Source organism: Gilliamella sp. wkB7, from assembly GCF_001693435.1.
Taxonomy (GTDB): domain Bacteria; phylum Pseudomonadota; class Gammaproteobacteria; order Enterobacterales; family Orbaceae; genus Gilliamella; species Gilliamella apicola_N.
Genome location: NZ_CM004509.1, coordinates 1921632 through 1938035 on the forward strand (window position 1 = coordinate 1921632; position 16404 = coordinate 1938035).

At 33.9% G+C, this 16404-nt stretch carries 11 protein-coding genes; 7 read left to right on the top strand and 4 right to left on the bottom strand.

The window, feature by feature from the left end; genetic code table 11:
- The first annotated feature begins 29 nt into the window (after positions 1–29).
- Both A9G17_RS08490 and glnS read left to right on the top strand, forming a co-directional pair.
- Positions 30–1241: an MFS transporter gene (locus A9G17_RS08490; protein ID WP_065738329.1), complete on the top strand. Its 1212-nt coding sequence runs from the start codon at positions 30–32 to the stop codon at positions 1239–1241.
- 230 nt (positions 1242–1471) lie between these two features.
- Positions 1472–3148, top strand: a complete 1677-nt coding sequence (gene glnS / locus A9G17_RS08495) for a glutamine--tRNA ligase (RefSeq protein WP_065738330.1) — start codon at positions 1472–1474, stop codon at positions 3146–3148.
- 58 nt (positions 3149–3206) lie between these two features.
- On the opposite strand, the gene A9G17_RS08500 is transcribed toward glnS, so the two are convergent.
- Positions 3207–3437: a hypothetical protein gene (locus A9G17_RS08500; RefSeq protein ID WP_065738331.1), complete on the bottom strand. Its 231-nt coding sequence runs from the start codon at positions 3435–3437 to the stop codon at positions 3207–3209.
- 52 nt (positions 3438–3489) lie between these two features.
- Positions 3490–3765, bottom strand: a complete 276-nt coding sequence (locus A9G17_RS08505) for a hypothetical protein (RefSeq protein ID WP_065738332.1) — start codon at positions 3763–3765, stop codon at positions 3490–3492.
- A 780-nt stretch (positions 3766–4545) separates the two neighbouring features.
- Between A9G17_RS08505 and purL the strand changes: the two genes are divergently transcribed.
- The gene (gene purL, locus A9G17_RS08510) at positions 4546–8448 is read left to right on the top strand and encodes a phosphoribosylformylglycinamidine synthase (protein WP_065738333.1); all 3903 of its coding nucleotides are present in this window, start codon (positions 4546–4548) and stop codon (positions 8446–8448) included.
- A gap of 61 nt (positions 8449–8509) precedes the next feature.
- Here purL and A9G17_RS08515 read toward each other — a convergent pair whose 3' ends face one another.
- Complete coding sequence (locus A9G17_RS08515; RefSeq protein WP_065738334.1) at positions 8510–9595, bottom strand: 3-deoxy-7-phosphoheptulonate synthase; 1086 nt, start codon at positions 9593–9595, stop codon at positions 8510–8512.
- A gap of 326 nt (positions 9596–9921) precedes the next feature.
- Here A9G17_RS08515 and A9G17_RS08520 point away from each other — a divergent pair, with 326 nt between their 5' ends.
- Complete coding sequence (locus tag A9G17_RS08520) at positions 9922–10845, top strand: FAD:protein FMN transferase (protein WP_065738335.1); 924 nt, start codon at positions 9922–9924, stop codon at positions 10843–10845.
- 24 nt (positions 10846–10869) lie between these two features.
- Here A9G17_RS08520 and A9G17_RS08525 read toward each other — a convergent pair whose 3' ends face one another.
- Positions 10870–11814, bottom strand: a complete 945-nt coding sequence (locus A9G17_RS08525; RefSeq protein ID WP_065738336.1) for a LysR family transcriptional regulator — start codon at positions 11812–11814, stop codon at positions 10870–10872.
- Between the two features lie 245 nt (positions 11815–12059).
- On the opposite strand from A9G17_RS08525, the gene A9G17_RS08530 reads away from it, so the two are divergent.
- Genes A9G17_RS08530 through A9G17_RS08540 form a run of 3 tightly spaced genes read left to right on the top strand, consistent with a single transcriptional unit; the run spans position 12060 to position 16343 of the window.
- Entirely contained in the window at positions 12060–12683 is a 624-nt protein-coding gene (locus A9G17_RS08530) for an NADPH-dependent FMN reductase (RefSeq protein WP_065738337.1), read from the top strand.
- On the top strand, positions 12683–15148 hold the full coding sequence (locus A9G17_RS08535) for a flavocytochrome c (protein WP_065738338.1): 2466 nt from the start codon (positions 12683–12685) through the stop codon (positions 15146–15148). The genes A9G17_RS08530 and A9G17_RS08535 overlap by 1 nt, the downstream gene beginning before the upstream one ends.
- On the top strand, positions 15123–16343 hold the full coding sequence (locus A9G17_RS08540; protein WP_065738339.1) for an L-lactate MFS transporter: 1221 nt from the start codon (positions 15123–15125) through the stop codon (positions 16341–16343). Before A9G17_RS08535 ends, A9G17_RS08540 begins: the two co-directional genes overlap by 26 nt.
- The last annotated feature ends 61 nt before the right edge of the window (positions 16344–16404 follow it).

The following is a 16404-nucleotide window of genomic DNA, read 5'->3' on the forward strand; positions in this document are numbered from 1 at the left end:
TTACTTTATTGAGCAGTGGGGTAAATATTATGATCAAACACTCAAAGCATTCAACTCCAAAATCTTATTGGATTAAATTAGTTGTTATTTTCTTTTTGGGTTGGATTGTTATTTATGCAGGAAGATCTGTTTTAAGTCCTTTAGTAGGTGAGTTACAAACTCAGTTTGGTTTAACTAAAGCACAAACTGGAGGTATTATGAGCTTGTTTTTCCTTGCTTATACATTGTTTCAAATACCATCAGGCGTTTTTGGTGATAGAATAGGTCGTAAACGTGTTTTAGTTACAGGATTTTCTCTCTATGCTATCTTTATAGCTTGTGTATATTTTGCGTCTTCATTCTCAATCTTCCTTATATTTTGGATATTAGTCGGTGCGGCACAAGGATGTTATTATGGACCACAATATGCCTTATCTACAGAAGCAATCCCCAAAAAATGGATAACATTAGGTAGTGCAATTATTGGTAGCGGTATGTCATTTGGTATCGCGATGGGATATTATCTTTCAAGTGTGATGATTTCGGTTTTCAATACTTCATGGAAAATACCGTTTGTGGTGGTTGCAATTCCAATAGTAATTGTTACTCTTTTAATGATTTTTTGTATTAAGGAAAAAGGAAGCGCTTTAGTTGAAATACCAAGTTCTCAAAAAACTAATTTTTCTAAACTTTTTAAAAATCGTAATCTTGTTTTAATTTATATCACCATCTTTTGTTCTATTTATGGGTTCTTTGTTATTATTACTTGGTTGCCAAACTATCTTGAAGTAGAAAAGGGCATGAACAAAATAGAAGCCTCACAAATTGCATCAATTGTGCCTTGGATCTCAATTATTGGGACAATATTATGTAGTTATATTTCTGATAAATTGGGTCGTCGCAAACCTGTAATATTATTTATGATGCCATTATCACTAATTGCAATTTTTTCAATAGTGTATTGTCATTCTTATATTGAACTTATTGCAGTGCTTGTATTGTACGGTTTTATTGGTAAAATTAGTTTAAATCCCGTACTAATAGCTTTAGTTGCTGATAATGTTCCTAAAGTATCATTAAGTACTGCATTTGGACTGTATAATTTTTTTGGCATGACAGCATCGATTTGTGCTCCTTATTTTACAGGTTTGATTGCCGATAAAACAGGAAGTTTAAATAGTGGTTTTTACTTAGCTGCAGTTATTACAATGGTTGGAATAACCGCGATGCTATTTGTCAGAGAAAGACAAACTGCTAACTAAATCGTAATGATATTATCTATTTTTAATCATCGTTACTTGCAGGTTATCTTGTCAGAAATCACAGAGATGCATAAATTGTAATAAAACATATTGTTTTATCAATATAAAAAGTCTATTTTTTTCCATTTCAGAAAAACAAAAAATTTGTTATATTCTTTGGTCAAAATGATAAAAAGTGATCGAACGAATTTTTAAATTCGTCGTTGAAATATATAATCAGAGGTTTTTTTATGAGCGGTTCACTACCGGCTGAGACTGATAATCGTCCAACAAATTTTATTCGCCAAATTATTGATGCAGATCTTGCAGCAGGAAAATATAAAACAACGCATACTCGTTTTCCACCGGAACCAAATGGTTATTTACATATAGGCCATGCTAAATCAATATGTTTAAACTTTGGTCTTGCTCAAGATTATCAAGGTAAATGTAATTTACGTTTTGATGATACTAATCCAGCTAAAGAAGATATTGAATATGTTGAGTCAATTAAAGAAGATGTGCGCTGGTTAGGTTTTGAATGGGATGGTGAAATTTGTTATTCATCTGATTATTTCGACCGTTTATATGAGTATGCTATTGAGCTTATCGAAAAAGGTCTTGCTTATGTTGATGAATTATCAGCTGATGAAATCCGCGAGTATCGAGGAACTCTAACCCAACCTGGTAAAAATAGTCCCTACCGTGACCGTAGTGTTGATGAAAATTTAGTGCTTTTTAAACAAATGAAAGAAGGTAAATTTGCAGAAGGGAAAGCTTGTTTACGCGCTAAAATTGATATGGCATCCCCATTCATAGTTATGCGAGATCCTGTTTTATATCGTATTAAATTTGCAGAACATCACCAAACAGGTAATAAGTGGTGTATCTATCCAATGTATGACTTTACCCATTGTATATCTGATGCGATTGAAAACATTACTCATTCTCTCTGTACACTTGAGTTCCAAGATAACCGTCGTTTATATGATTGGGTATTGGATAATATCACCATTGAAGCACGGCCGCATCAGTATGAGTTTTCTCGTTTAAATTTAGAATATGCAATAACCTCTAAACGTAAATTGACACTGTTAGTCACAGAAAAGATTGTTGATGGTTGGAATGATCCACGTATGCCCACTGTTTCAGGTCTACGTCGTCGTGGGTATACACCAGCTTCAATTCGTGAATTTTGTCGTCGCATTGGCGTAACAAAGCAAGAAAATACTGTTGAGATGAGCACGCTTGAATTTTGTATTCGTGAAGATCTTAATGAAAATGCGCCACGTGCTATGGCTGTGCTTGATCCTATTAAAGTGGTAATTGAAAACTTTTCAGAAACAATTGATGAAGTATTAAGCATGCCAAATCATCCTAATCGTCCAGAGTTAGGAAATCGTGAAGTAACTTTTACTCGTGAAATTTATATCGATCGAGCTGATTTTAGAGAAGAAGCTAACAAAAATTATAAACGTTTAGTTTTAGGAAAAGAAGTTCGTTTGCGTAATGCTTATGTGATTCGTGCGGATCGCGTTGAAAAAGATGCAGAAGGTAATATCCAAACTATTTATTGTACATACGATCCAGCTACGTTAAATAAAAATCCTGAAGATGGGCGTAAAGTTAAAGGGGTGATTCATTGGGTGTCAGCTAAATTTGCTAAGCCAGCTGAAATTCGTCTTTATGATCGTTTGTTTAATACGCCAAATCCTGGATCGGCTGATGACTTTTTATCAACCATTAATCCTAATTCTTTATTGATCAAAAAAGGTTTTGTTGAACCAAGTTTACAATATGCTGAGGTAGGTAAGTCTTTTCAATTTGAACGTGAAGGATATTTTTGTTTAGATAGCAAATATGCTTCAGATGATAATTTGGTATTTAATCGAACTGTGGGCTTGAGAGATAGCTGGAACGATGCTTAAGCTATAATATGTATGATATTCGCCGATTTAGGTCGGCGAATTATCAATAATTTTATCTTTAATCTTCAAATTTAAATAATTTTGTTTGTTGATCTAAATAATTAAGCAAATCAGGCATTTTATATTTACCTGACATTAATTTTATATTTTCCGCAGCCTCTTCTAATGATATACCTAACGCGGTGATATATAAAGGATACTTACTTTGCCCTCGAGCTACTTCACTAACGAGTATCGTCTTATTTAAAGAATTATATAAATGGTCATCTAACCATATCCATACAATCAATTAATAACAATAGTGGTAATTTTTCTTAAATCGATTATATTTAAAAGTCATTTTATGCAAGGTGACAAGATTGATATGTAGCAACATTATTTTGATAGTTAATAATAATTCTTTTAATGTTAGTTTTATTATCAGTCCGATGATTGAATAAATGACCTAAAGATTTTGTTTGGTTATTTTTATTTTGGGTATTTAGATTGTTATCAACTATTGGTTCAGATGATGTTTGAGTGTAACTTTCTTCTTCAATATTAGCTTTATTCGACAAATAGTGCTGCTGTGTAAAAGATACTTTTGTAATTCTGTTAGTTGAGTCTGTAATACTCAAATTTGTTCTTTCAAATTAGAAATATTAACAAATACTCCAATAAACAGAGCGATAATAATGAGGAATAAAAAAATAAATTCCACTTTAAATTTTCCTTATAATTCATAAAAACGATAATTACTGTTTATAGTTTTTATTAGTAATATGTATTTTATTTTATAGTAAATTAATATATTTTCATTAATTTACTTATATTTAGTTAATTTTGATATCATTTTTTTAAATTTGTAGTACTTTAGATATCAGTTTCTATCATGGTGCTATCTATTTAGCTGGTCGAGTAATATTATCTGTAATGTTTGATTACAATTTTCACTTTTTTCAAAATTAGCCTCTTTTTCTCGATTATCTAAAGATTTTCATTTAAATTAAGCTGTTTTTCTCTTTAATAGAAGTTTTTTTATTGAGTAAATTGGGTAAAATTTCCTGATAGCAAAACAGGTGTATTTCGTTGTCATAAATTAGTTGGGGCTAACTTCGTCTATTAGAAATTTATTTAACATATAAATAGAATCTTGTTGATTAGCACTGCGACTACTTTGAGTTTAGTTCTGTGTATAAAGTAGAATGTAGGGTTAATGTTTATTTATAAAAATAATTAAAACATGATGTTGTGAATTTCTCTATTATCTTATATTCAGTGTTTATCAAAAATTTATGTAATTCAATATTTTTTAATCAACTCAATATAAACTGTTTTTAAGATAGCCATAATGTGCAGTTTCTTTTATACTATTGTTCTATTTTTTACCTGTTTTGGTTTCAAAAAGAGTAATTAGTATGAAAATTTTAGCTGGTTCTTCTGCTTTATCCGCATTTCGTATTAGTAAAATCCTATCTGTTTGTCATGAAAAATCCATTCCTGTTATTAGCCTTGAAGCACAATTTGTCCATTTTATTGATTCAATTAATGAGTTCACAGTTGAGCAACAATTAACACTTGATAAGTTATTACAATATGGTCCCAAATCTGTTCACATAGATAAAGATTGTAATACCAAAAAACAACTTTTTTTAGTCACCCCTCGTGCCGGTACGATTTCCCCATGGTCATCAAAAGCAACTGATATTGCTCACAATTGTGGGTTAACTCAAATTCATCGTATTGAGCGGGGTATTGCTTATTATGTTGTAACAAGTTCGCCTTTGACGCAGTCTCAGCAAGATAAATTTGCCGAGTTGATTCATGATCGTATGATGGAAACCGTATTAACCAGTTTTGATCAAGCTGTACAATTATTTAAAGCCGATAAACCAGCACCAGCAACTGTTGTGGATTTATTAGGTCAAGGGCGTCAAGCATTAGAAGAGGCTAATATCAAGTTAGGTTTAGCGTTAGCATCTGATGAAATTGAGTATTTAGTTGAAAATTTTCAAAAATTAAATCGTAATCCGACAGATATTGAGCTGTATATGTTTGCTCAAGCAAACTCAGAGCATTGTCGACATAAAATTTTTAATGCAGATTGGATTATTGATGGTGTTAAGCAACCTAAATCTTTGTTTAAAATGATCAAAAACACTTTTGAAAATACACCTGATTATGTGTCATCTGCCTATAAAGATAATGCTGCGGTTATGGATGGTTCTAAAGTAGGCAGATTTTTTGCAGATTATGGTAATCGTATTTACGGTTATCATCAGGAATATGCTGATATTTTAATGAAAGTTGAGACGCATAATCACCCAACAGCAATATCACCTTGGCCGGGCGCAGCAACGGGTAGTGGTGGGGAGATTCGTGACGAAGGTGCAACAGGAAAAGGCGCCAAACCAAAAGCTGGATTAGTTGGTTTTTCTGTTTCAAATTTACGAATTCCGAATTTTGAACAACCATGGGAACAAGATTTTGGTAAACCCGACAGAATTGTAAGTGCTTTTGACATTATGATGGATGGTCCTTTAGGTGGTGCCGCATTTAATAATGAGTTTGGACGTCCCGCGTTATTAGGCTATTTTCGTACTTATGAGGAAAAAGTAAATAGCTTTAATGGTGAAGAAGTTAGAGGTTATCATAAACCTATTATGCTAGCTGGTGGTTTGGGAAATATTCGTCGTGAACATATCCAAAAAGGGGAATTCCCTATCGGCTCAAAATTAATTGTTCTTGGTGGACCTGCCATGAATATCGGTTTAGGAGGAGGGGCGGCCTCTTCAATGACATCAGGGCAATCTCATGCTGATCTTGATTTTGCATCAGTTCAACGTGATAACGCTGAAATGGAACGTCGTTGCCAAGAAGTAATCGATCGTTGCTGGCAACTTGGTGATGAAAACCCTATTTTGTTTATCCATGATGTTGGTGCTGGTGGCCTATCTAATGCTATGCCGGAACTAGTTAGTGATGGTGGCTGTGGTGGTCAGTTTGAACTGCGCAAAATATTAAGTGATGAGCCAGGCATGTCACCGTTAGAAATTTGGTGTAATGAATCACAAGAGCGCTATGTATTGGCAATACATCCAGAAAGTCTTGAATTGTTTGATGAACTTTGCCAACGTGAGCGTGCTCCTTATGCAGTAATTGGTGAAGCAACAGTTAATAAATCAGTGGTTTTACATGATGAATATTTTAATAATAATCCGATAGATTTACCGTTAGATGTTTTATTAGGTAAACCCCCAAAAATGCTACGTGAAGTTAAATCTCAACAAGCTCATGGTGATAACTTTTCAACAGATGATATTAATTTATATGATGCTGTTAAACGCGTTTTACATTTGCCAACTATTGCTGAAAAGACTTTTTTAATTACCATTGGTGACCGATCAGTAACAGGAATGGTCGCACGCGATCAAATGGTTGGACCTTGGCAAGTGCCTGTAGCTGATTGTGCGGTGACTACAGCTAGCTTAGACAGTTATTATGGCGAAGCTATGTCTATTGGTGAACGTGCTCCTGTTGCTCTGCTTAATTTTGCTGCATCAGCAAGATTGGCTGTTGGTGAAGCAATTACCAATATCGCAGCGACTAACATTGGCGATATCAAACGGATTAAGCTTTCGGCTAACTGGATGGCTGCTGCGGGTCATCCAGGTGAAGATGCCGGTTTGTATCAAGCAGTTAAAGCTATTGGTGAAGAGCTATGTCCTGCTTTAGGGTTGGCAATTCCTGTTGGTAAGGATTCAATGTCAATGAAAACAACATGGCAACAAGATGGTGAACAAAAAACAGTTATTTCACCGTTATCTTTAGTGATTTCTGCATTTGCTCGAGTTGAAGATGTTCGTAAAACTGTCACACCACAATTATGTACAGATGAAGATAATTTATTATTGCTTATTGATTTATCTAAAGGTCATCAAGCATTAGGAGCAACAGCATTAGCTCAAGTTTATCGTCATTTAGGGCAAATAACAGCTGATGTTCATGATGCTAATGAATTAGCGGCTTTTTATCAAGCTATTCAAACATTAATCGCTGAAAATATGCTGATTGCTTATCATGATCGTTCGGATGGTGGTTTATTGGTTACCTTAGCGGAAATGGCATTTGCCGGGCATTGTGGTATTGATGTTGATATTCATACGCTAGGTAGTGATGTGATTGCTTCACTATTTAATGAGGAACTGGGTGCCGTTATTCAAATTCATAGTAGGGATTTAGATAAGGTTATAGCATGCTTTAAGCGCTTTGGGCTTTCTCATGCGATTCATACGTTAGGTAAAGCTGAAGCAGGGCAGCAATTCATTATACGTAATAATGCTGCTGTAGTTTATAGTGAATCTCGTTTAATGTTAAGAACGTGGTGGGCTGAAACCACATGGCAAATGCAGCGTTTACGCGACAATCCAGTGTGTGCCGATCAAGAACATCAGGCTAAACAAAATGAGGACGATCCGGGCTTGAATGTGCGACTTACGTTTGATCCAACGCAAGACATTGCCGCACCTTATATTGCAAAAGGAGTGAAACCGAAAGTTGCAATATTACGTGAACAAGGTGTTAACTCTCATGTTGAAATGGCGGCTGCATTTGATCGAGCTGGTTTTGAATCAATTGATGTCCATATGACTGATTTATTATCAGGTCAGGTGACATTGGATCAATTTAATACTCTTGTTGCTTGTGGTGGTTTCTCATATGGTGATGTTTTAGGAGCAGGAGAAGGCTGGGCTAAATCAATTTTATTTAATGAACAAGTTAGACATGAATTTGAACAATTCTTTCATCGCAATGATACTTTATCACTCGGTGTCTGTAATGGTTGTCAGATGATGTCGAATTTGAAAGAGCTAATTCCTGGTGCTGATTTGTGGCCTCGTTTTGTGCGTAATTTATCAGAACGATTTGAAGGACGTTTTAGTTTAGTTCAAATTCAATCTAGTCCTTCATTACTGTTTACTGATATGGCGGGTTCACATATGCCAATTGCGGTATCACATGGAGAAGGGCGAGTTGAAGTTCGTGATGATGTTCATTTATCTAATTTAGAAGCATCAGGATTAATTACTGTTCGTTACATTAACCATTTCGGCGATGTAACGCAGCAGTATCCTGCTAATCCAAATGGCTCACCAAATGGTATTACGGCGGTAACTTCAAATGATGGTCGTGCAACTATTATGATGCCTCACCCAGAACGAGTATTTAGAACCGTAACTAATTCATGGCATCCTGATAATTGGGGAGAAGATAGTCCATGGATGCGAATATTTCGTAATGCACGTAAACAGTTAGGGTAATGTAATATAAAAAAACGCCGACATTTGTCGGCGGTTTTTTTGTTAAGTGAAAATGGTTACATTAAACACTAGCATCTTGTGTTTGTCTTGCTACAAGTGGTTGTGATAACGTACTTGCCATTTTTCGAAGTAATGTTTCTGTTTCATTCCAGTTGATACAAGCATCGGTCACGGATACTCCATATTTAAAGTTTTCTTTTGGTTGCTCAGAAGATTGATTACCTTCAACCAAATTACTTTCAATCATCACTCCAATAATTGAGTTATTGCCATGTTTGATTTGCTCAATAATTGAATCGGCAACAATTGGTTGGTTACGATAATCCTTATTAGAATTGGCATGACTACAGTCGATCATTAAATTTGGTAACAACCCTGCTTTTTTCATCTGTATTTCACATAGTGCGACATTTTCAGCATCATAATTTGGAGCTTTACCCCCACGTAAGATCACATGTCCATGCGAATTACCGACAGTTTGTAAAACCGTCACTTGTCCTTGTTGGTTGATACCTACAAAGCGGTGAGGCATAGAAGCTGACTTCATGGCATTAATTGCGACATCTAAATTGCCATCGGTACCATTTTTAAAACCAACTGGCATGGATAAACCTGATGCCATTTCACGATGGGTTTGTGATTCTGTGGTTCTTGCACCTATGGCAGACCAGCTAATTAAATCGGCAATGTATTGTGGTGTGTTTGGATCCAATGCTTCGGTAGCGATAGGTAAACCAATTTTAGTGATATCAAGTAATAATTTACGGGCTTTTTTGAGTCCATGCTCAATATCAAATGAACTATCCATATGTGGATCATTTATCATACCTTTCCAACCAACAGTTGTTCTAGGTTTTTCAAAGTAAACACGCATAACAATAAATAAATCATTACTGACTTCGTCAGATAATTTTTTTAGTTTATGTGCATATTCAATGGCTGCTTGAGGATCATGGATAGAACATGGGCCACAGACAATAAGTAATCGCGGATCTTTTCTTTCTAAAATATCAACTACAGTTTTGCGTGATGAGGCAATTTGGTTTTCTAATTCTGGAGAAAGTGGATAAAGTTGTTTTATTTCATCAGGGGTGATTAACATATGCTCATCTCTAATTCGAACATTATTCAAAGTATCTTTTAACATTTTGCTTTCCTTATGAAAATCTTTTAAACATTTTATATGTAAAATATTAATTACATAAACGCCCACTATGTAAACACAGAATTACATAATAGTAAATAGAATTTTTAATTTTTATATCATTATGATGTTTTTATAATGTTTTATACTCTATATAATGGCGTTTTTTATAAATTAATGAATTTATAAGTTATCCGTTAGTGGTGTAATAAAAAATTTACAAATAATCTGCTTTTTAATTTATCATGGATAATGGACATTAGTAGCGACTGGTTTTTGTTAACAAATAATTGTAATGTGTAAAATTGTTAATTTAGGAACAATAAACAATGCATCAACAAAGACGATATATTCATATAATGGGGACTATAATTGAAATATGGTTGTTGGACGATAATGCAGAAGTGTTATTAAATGAAGCTGAAAGGCGGTTGATAGATTATGAGCGTCGTTTTAGTGCCAATAATCCTAAATCAGAATTAATGAAGATAAATCATAATGCTGGTGTTAAATTCGTGTCAGTGTCAGCAGACCTTTTTGCATTAATTAGGATTGGTAAAATCCAAAGTACTATTGATAATAGTTTTTTAAATATTGCAATAGGGCCTTTAATTCAAACTTGGCGAGTTGGTTTTTATGATGCTAGATATCCTTCTGATATAGAAATACAACAAAAATTAAAGCTTATTAATCCTAATAACATTGTTTTAGATGAATCTAATAATTCAGTCTTTCTTGCTCAACCGGGAATGGCTATTGATTTAGGTGCATTAGCTAAAGGTTTTTTTGCTGATAAAATTATTGAGTTTTTTAAACAACAAAATGCCAAAGCAGCATTTATTAATTTAGGCGGAAATGTTCTAACTTTTGGTGATTGTCCTTTTCATGATGATGGATACTGGCGAGTTGGTATTCAGAATCCTTTTCAACCGAGAGGAAATGTTATCACTGCGCTAAAAATTAAAAATCAGTCAGTGGTAACATCAGGTATCTATGAACGAACATTTAATTATAATGGCAAAACCTATCATCATATTTTTAATAGCCAAACCGGGTACCCCGTAGAAACAGATCTAGCCAGTATCAGTATTGTGTCAAAAAAATCGCTAGACGGTGAAATTTTGACTACTCAGCTTTATGGTGCAAGTGCTCGGTATGCTATATCAGCTATAAATAAAATACCTAACATTGAAGGAATGATTGTTACAGTTAATCATAAGTTTGCTTGCTCAGATGGTTTGCTTACTCAATAAAGTATTTTACAAATTAAATTGGTATTAGTTAAATGACATCGCTTCACGATTAAGGGATGATATAAAAATATCAACAAGTCCCTTTTCCGCTGAATTTAAAGTTTTATTTGCAGAGTATGCAATAAAATAATTAAGCGAAATCAGTTCTAATGGCAATGGTAATAAATTATAAGCTTGATCATTTTTTTTACTACAAATATTGACACTTTCTGGAATAAAAGTGATGCCAATCCCTTTTTTGGCTAACTCAACAAGTGTAAAAATATTACTACTTTCAAGAATTATTTGGGGTTCGATTTTATATTTTTGAATTAGATATTCAATCTGATGACGAATCGCTGAGCCATGCGCTGTTAAAATAAGTTTTTCTTGTAGTAACTTTTTTATAACATCATCATTACATTCAACTATTTTAGGATTTTCTTGATAAATTTTTGAGCTTTGCGGGATTAGCGCATAATAGCAATGTTTGCCACAAGCATGGCTAATTAAGTTTTGTGATATTGTTTCGGGGTTTTGTCCAATAAAAAAATCCAACATATTATTTTCTGTTTTTTCTTCAAGACTTGTTGGCGTATATTCATGTAATTCAATTTTTACATTTGGATATTTTTGCATAAATGCAGGCAAAAATAGTGGCAGTAAATATGTACCTAAACTAGGTAATACACCTATTTGAATTACTGTGTAATTTGTATCCGTGTACTTTTTGATTTTTCGTTTAAATTGTTCTTGTTTGTCCACCAGTGAAACTAGATATTGATGATAAATTTTACCTGCTTCTGTTAATTGTAAAGGAATCGTTTGACGATTAATGATTTCAATACCAATTTGGTTTTCTACTTTTTTTATTGTTTGCGTTAAATATGATTGAGAAATATAAAGATTTTTTGCAGCTTTGGTGTAATTACCATGTTTAAGTAAAACATCAATGTATTGCAGCATATTTAATGAATTTATTTTAGTCATTTTATATCTCATTTCCTGTTTTACTTTGTTATAACAAATCGCTTATAACTCTATAATTAATCAGCTATTTCACAAATGGGTTTTTCTGTTCTAAACTAACTTTTATAAGCATATTACCCAAATATAAACATACTAAATCTAATAATTAAATATACAACTGTTTTGCGGGATTTCTAAAGAATTTATTTTGAAAAAGTTAGATATTAATAAAATTTGTACTGAAAGGTACTAAGTGAGGTTTTAAAGTGAAATTTATTGGCATAGTTGGCACAAATTCGGATCGTTCAACTAATAGAAAATTACTCCATTTTATGAAAGCGCATTTTGCAGACAAAGCAGAAATTGAAGTCTGTGAAATTAAGTCGTTGCCCGCATTTAATGAACCTAAAGATAAAACGCCACCTTCAACAGTAAAAGAGTTATCAGATAAAATTGAAAATGCTGATGGGGTAATTATTGCCACACCAGAATATGATCATTCAATTACTGCAGCTTTAAAAAGTGCTATTGAGTGGTTGTCTTACACAACTCGTCCACTCATTAATAAATGTGTAATGATTGTGGGGGCTTCTCATGGCTCGTTAGGTTCTTCAAGAGCACAGGCGCATTTACGGCAAATTTTAGATGCACCAGAGTTAAAAGCACGAATTATGCCAAGTTCAGAATTTCTTTTAGGGCATTCTCTCCAAGCTTTTGATGAAAATGGTGATCTTATCTACCACGATAAAGTTAAAGAATTAGATGAATGTTTCGATGAGTTCATTTTGTTTGTTACTCTTACTAATGAATTACTCAAGAAAGCAAAATTTAATACGGAACAAAATAAGAAATTTAGTTGGAAACAAGCAGCTGAAGAAGGAGCACTATAATGAAATTAATTGGAATTGTTGGAACAAATGCTCAGGAATCTTATAACCGTATATTATTACAATATATGCAAAAACATTTTGCTAATAAAGCCGAAATTGAAATATTAGAATTGATTGATGTGCCAATGTTTAATGAAACAGATGATCAATCTAATAATCCGGTTATTCAGAATTTTAATAATAAAATTATACAAGCAGATGGTGTAATTATTGCTACTCCAGAACATAATCATTCTATTCCATCAGCACTAAAAAGTATTATTGAATGGCTTTCATTTAATTTACATCCATTTGATGGCAAACCAGTGATGATTGTAGGTGCTTCTTATGATGTGCAAGGTTCGTCAAGAGCACAATTACATCTAAGACAAATACTTGATGCGCCAGGTGTAAATGCCACTGTTATGCCAGGCTATGAATTCTTGCTTGGACGAGCACATGAAGCATTTGATGAAAAAGGTGATCTCAAATCAGAACGCACTATTGATTTCTTAGATAGTTGTTTTTTCCGTTTTATTCGCTTTACCCAAGTTGTTAGTTTACTTAATGTTCCAGAGGAAATCTCTTTTGAACCTGGAAGATATTTCGTTACAGCACCAGGTCATAACGGTGATTTACCAATGGTGGTTGTATTGTCGAATGATCGTATTGAGTCAATTGATATTGATACTGAAGGTGAATCAGAAGGCATTGCTGATGTGGTATTTAAACGTATTCCATCACAAATTCTTGAAGGACAAACTCTTAATGTGGATATTTTATCAGGTGCCTCCGTCACCAGTAATGGTGTGATTGATGGTGTGGCTAAAGCAATTAAGATGGCTGGTGCTAATCCTGATGTTTTACGTAAACGACCAAAAGCTCCAAGTGCGATTGATAATAGCGATGTGCAATATGAAACTGATGTGGTTGTCGTGGGTGCTGGTGGTGCTGGTTTATCCGCTGCAGCAAGTGTTTTACAAGAAGGTAAAAAAGTTATAGTTGTTGAAAAGTTCCCTGCTGTCGGTGGTAATACTGTCCGTACGGGAGGACCAATGAATGCGGCCAATCCTAAATGGCAAAATACGTTTGCTGCTATTGCTGGTGAGAGTCATACTTTACAAGAAATTGCCACAATGGATGAGTCGACTATTGATTCTGAATATCTTGATGATTTTAAAATATTAAGACAGCAAATTAATGATTATCTGGCTGAAAATAAAGATAAGACCGGTTATTTATTTGATTCTGCGTTGTTGCATCGTATCCAAACCTATCTTGGCGGTAAAAGAACTGACCAGTTAGGCAATGTAATTTATGGTCAATACGATTTAGTTAAAATTTTAACTGATGAAGCGTTAGATTCCGTTAAATGGTTGGAAGATATTGGTGTTGAATTTGATAAACATGATGTGACAATGCCTGTTGGGGCATTATGGCGTAGAGGTCATAAACCACTAAAAAGTGAAGGTTATGCTTATGTCTCAGCGTTACAAAAATATGTTGAAGAGCATGGTGGTATAATCATTACTGATACAGCAGTAAAAGAGCTAATTGTTGAAAATGGACAAGTTGCAGGAGTGATTGGCAGTGGTTTAAATGGTAAAAAAGTTACTGTGAAAGCTGATGCAGTTATTTTAGCTTCTGGTGGTTTTGGTGCTAATACCAAAATGTTAAAAGAATATAATACTTATTGGACAGAAATTGACGATGATATTAAAACATCTAATTCGCCTGCTATTACTGGTGACGGTATTGTTTTAGGTCAAAGTGTTGGAGCTGATCTTGTTGGTATGGGCTTTTCACAAATGATGCCTGTTTCTGATCCTGAAACAGGTGCGTTGTTTAGTGGATTACAAGTTCCTCCTCAAAACTTCATTATGGTTAATAAGCAAGGTAGGCGTTTTGTTAATGAGTATGGTAGTCGAGACAAACTTACCCAAGCTGCAATTGATAATGGTGGGTTATTTTATTTAATTGCTGATGAAGCAATCAAGAAAACTGCTTATAACACTTCTCAAGAAAAAATTGATAAACAAATTGCGGCTGGCACATTATTTTGTGCTAATACTTTAGAAGAGTTAGCACAAAAACTGGGTATGGATGCAAACGTCTTCAAACAGACTATAACTAATTATAATAGTTATGTTGATGCTGGAAACGATCCTGAATTTGGAAAAGATGTTTTTGATTTAAAAGTCCAAATTCCTCCATTTTATGCTACACCAAGAAAACCAGCTGTTCATCATACTATGGGTGGACTAAGGATTGATACACAAACCCATGTGTTAGATAAATCAGGACAAAAAATTAAAGGCTTATATGCCGCAGGTGAAGTTGCTGGCGGTATTCATGCAGGTAATAGGCTTGGTGGTAATTCATTAACCGATATTTTCACTTTCGGTCGAATTGCTGGCAAGACTGCATTAAAGGATATAAATCTAAGAATGGAGTCTAATAATGGTAAAAGCGAAAAATTATGTTAACAGATGGATTATTCTAGTTGCATCAACATCAATATTACTTTGTACTGGTGCTATTTATGCCTTTAGTGTTTTTGCAGGACCGTTGAGTATTGCAAAAAATTGGAGTATGTCAGATGTTATGATTGCATTTGGCATAAATTCCGCCGTTGGGCCAATTCCTATGATATTAGGTGGTTTTTTAACGGATAAAGGTTTAGCTAAATGGTCTAGTGTTATTGGTGGTTTGTTGTTTGGGCTTGGGTTTTATCTGAGTGGTTATGTGACTAGTCCTTTGATGCTTTATATTACTTATGGTTTATTAAGTGGTTTTGGACAAGGATTAGCTTATTCAGGTTGCTTAAGTAATACAATTAAATTCTTTCCAGATAAACGTGGACTTGCATCAGGTATTATTACTGCCGGTATGGGAGGTGCAGCAATTATTGCTGCACCAATCGGTAACTATTTGATTGAAAGTTTTGATGTGCTGTATGCCTTTAAAATTTTAGGTTGTACCTATATCGTGGTTGTTATGGTTGCTAGTTTTTTTATTAAAGTAGCACCAGCTAATTATCAACCTGAAGGTTGGGTTCAAGCAAACAGTCAACAAAGTAAACCTATCATTAATAAAAACTGGCAAGAGATGTTAAAAACGCCATATTTTTATCTAATTTTCTTTATGTTAGGTACTGGCGCTTTTTCCGGATTGATGATTGCTTCAAATGCTTCTGGTATTGGGCAAAATATGTTTGGATTAACATCTGCCCTTGCTGCTTTTTATGTCAGTTTATATTCACTAAGTAATTGTGCTGGGCGAGTAGTATGGGGCACTGTATCAGATAAATTAGGAAGAAATAAAACATTAGATATTATCTTTTCGGTAATTATATTTGCTTTTATTTCTTTTTTATTTATTCCATCACAAGCAGGATTTGCCATTGGGATAATCGCACTTGGCTTATGTTTTGGGGGCGTAATGGGTGTTTTCCCACCAATGGTGATGGAAAATTATGGTCCTGCCAACCAAGGTGTAAACTATGGCATCATCTTTGTTGGTTACTCTTCAGCTGCATTTTTTGCGCCAAAACTAACTGCTGATATTCTAGTCAATAATGATGGTGATTATACTAAAGCATTTTATATTGCAATTGCGGTGGCGTTCTTGGGGCTAATATTAAATCTTATTTATAAACAGATTAAAAAAACAAAAATGTAAAATTAAGTTATTTTTATTATAAAAAATGAAAGGCGTAATGTATCACGCCTTTTATTTTATA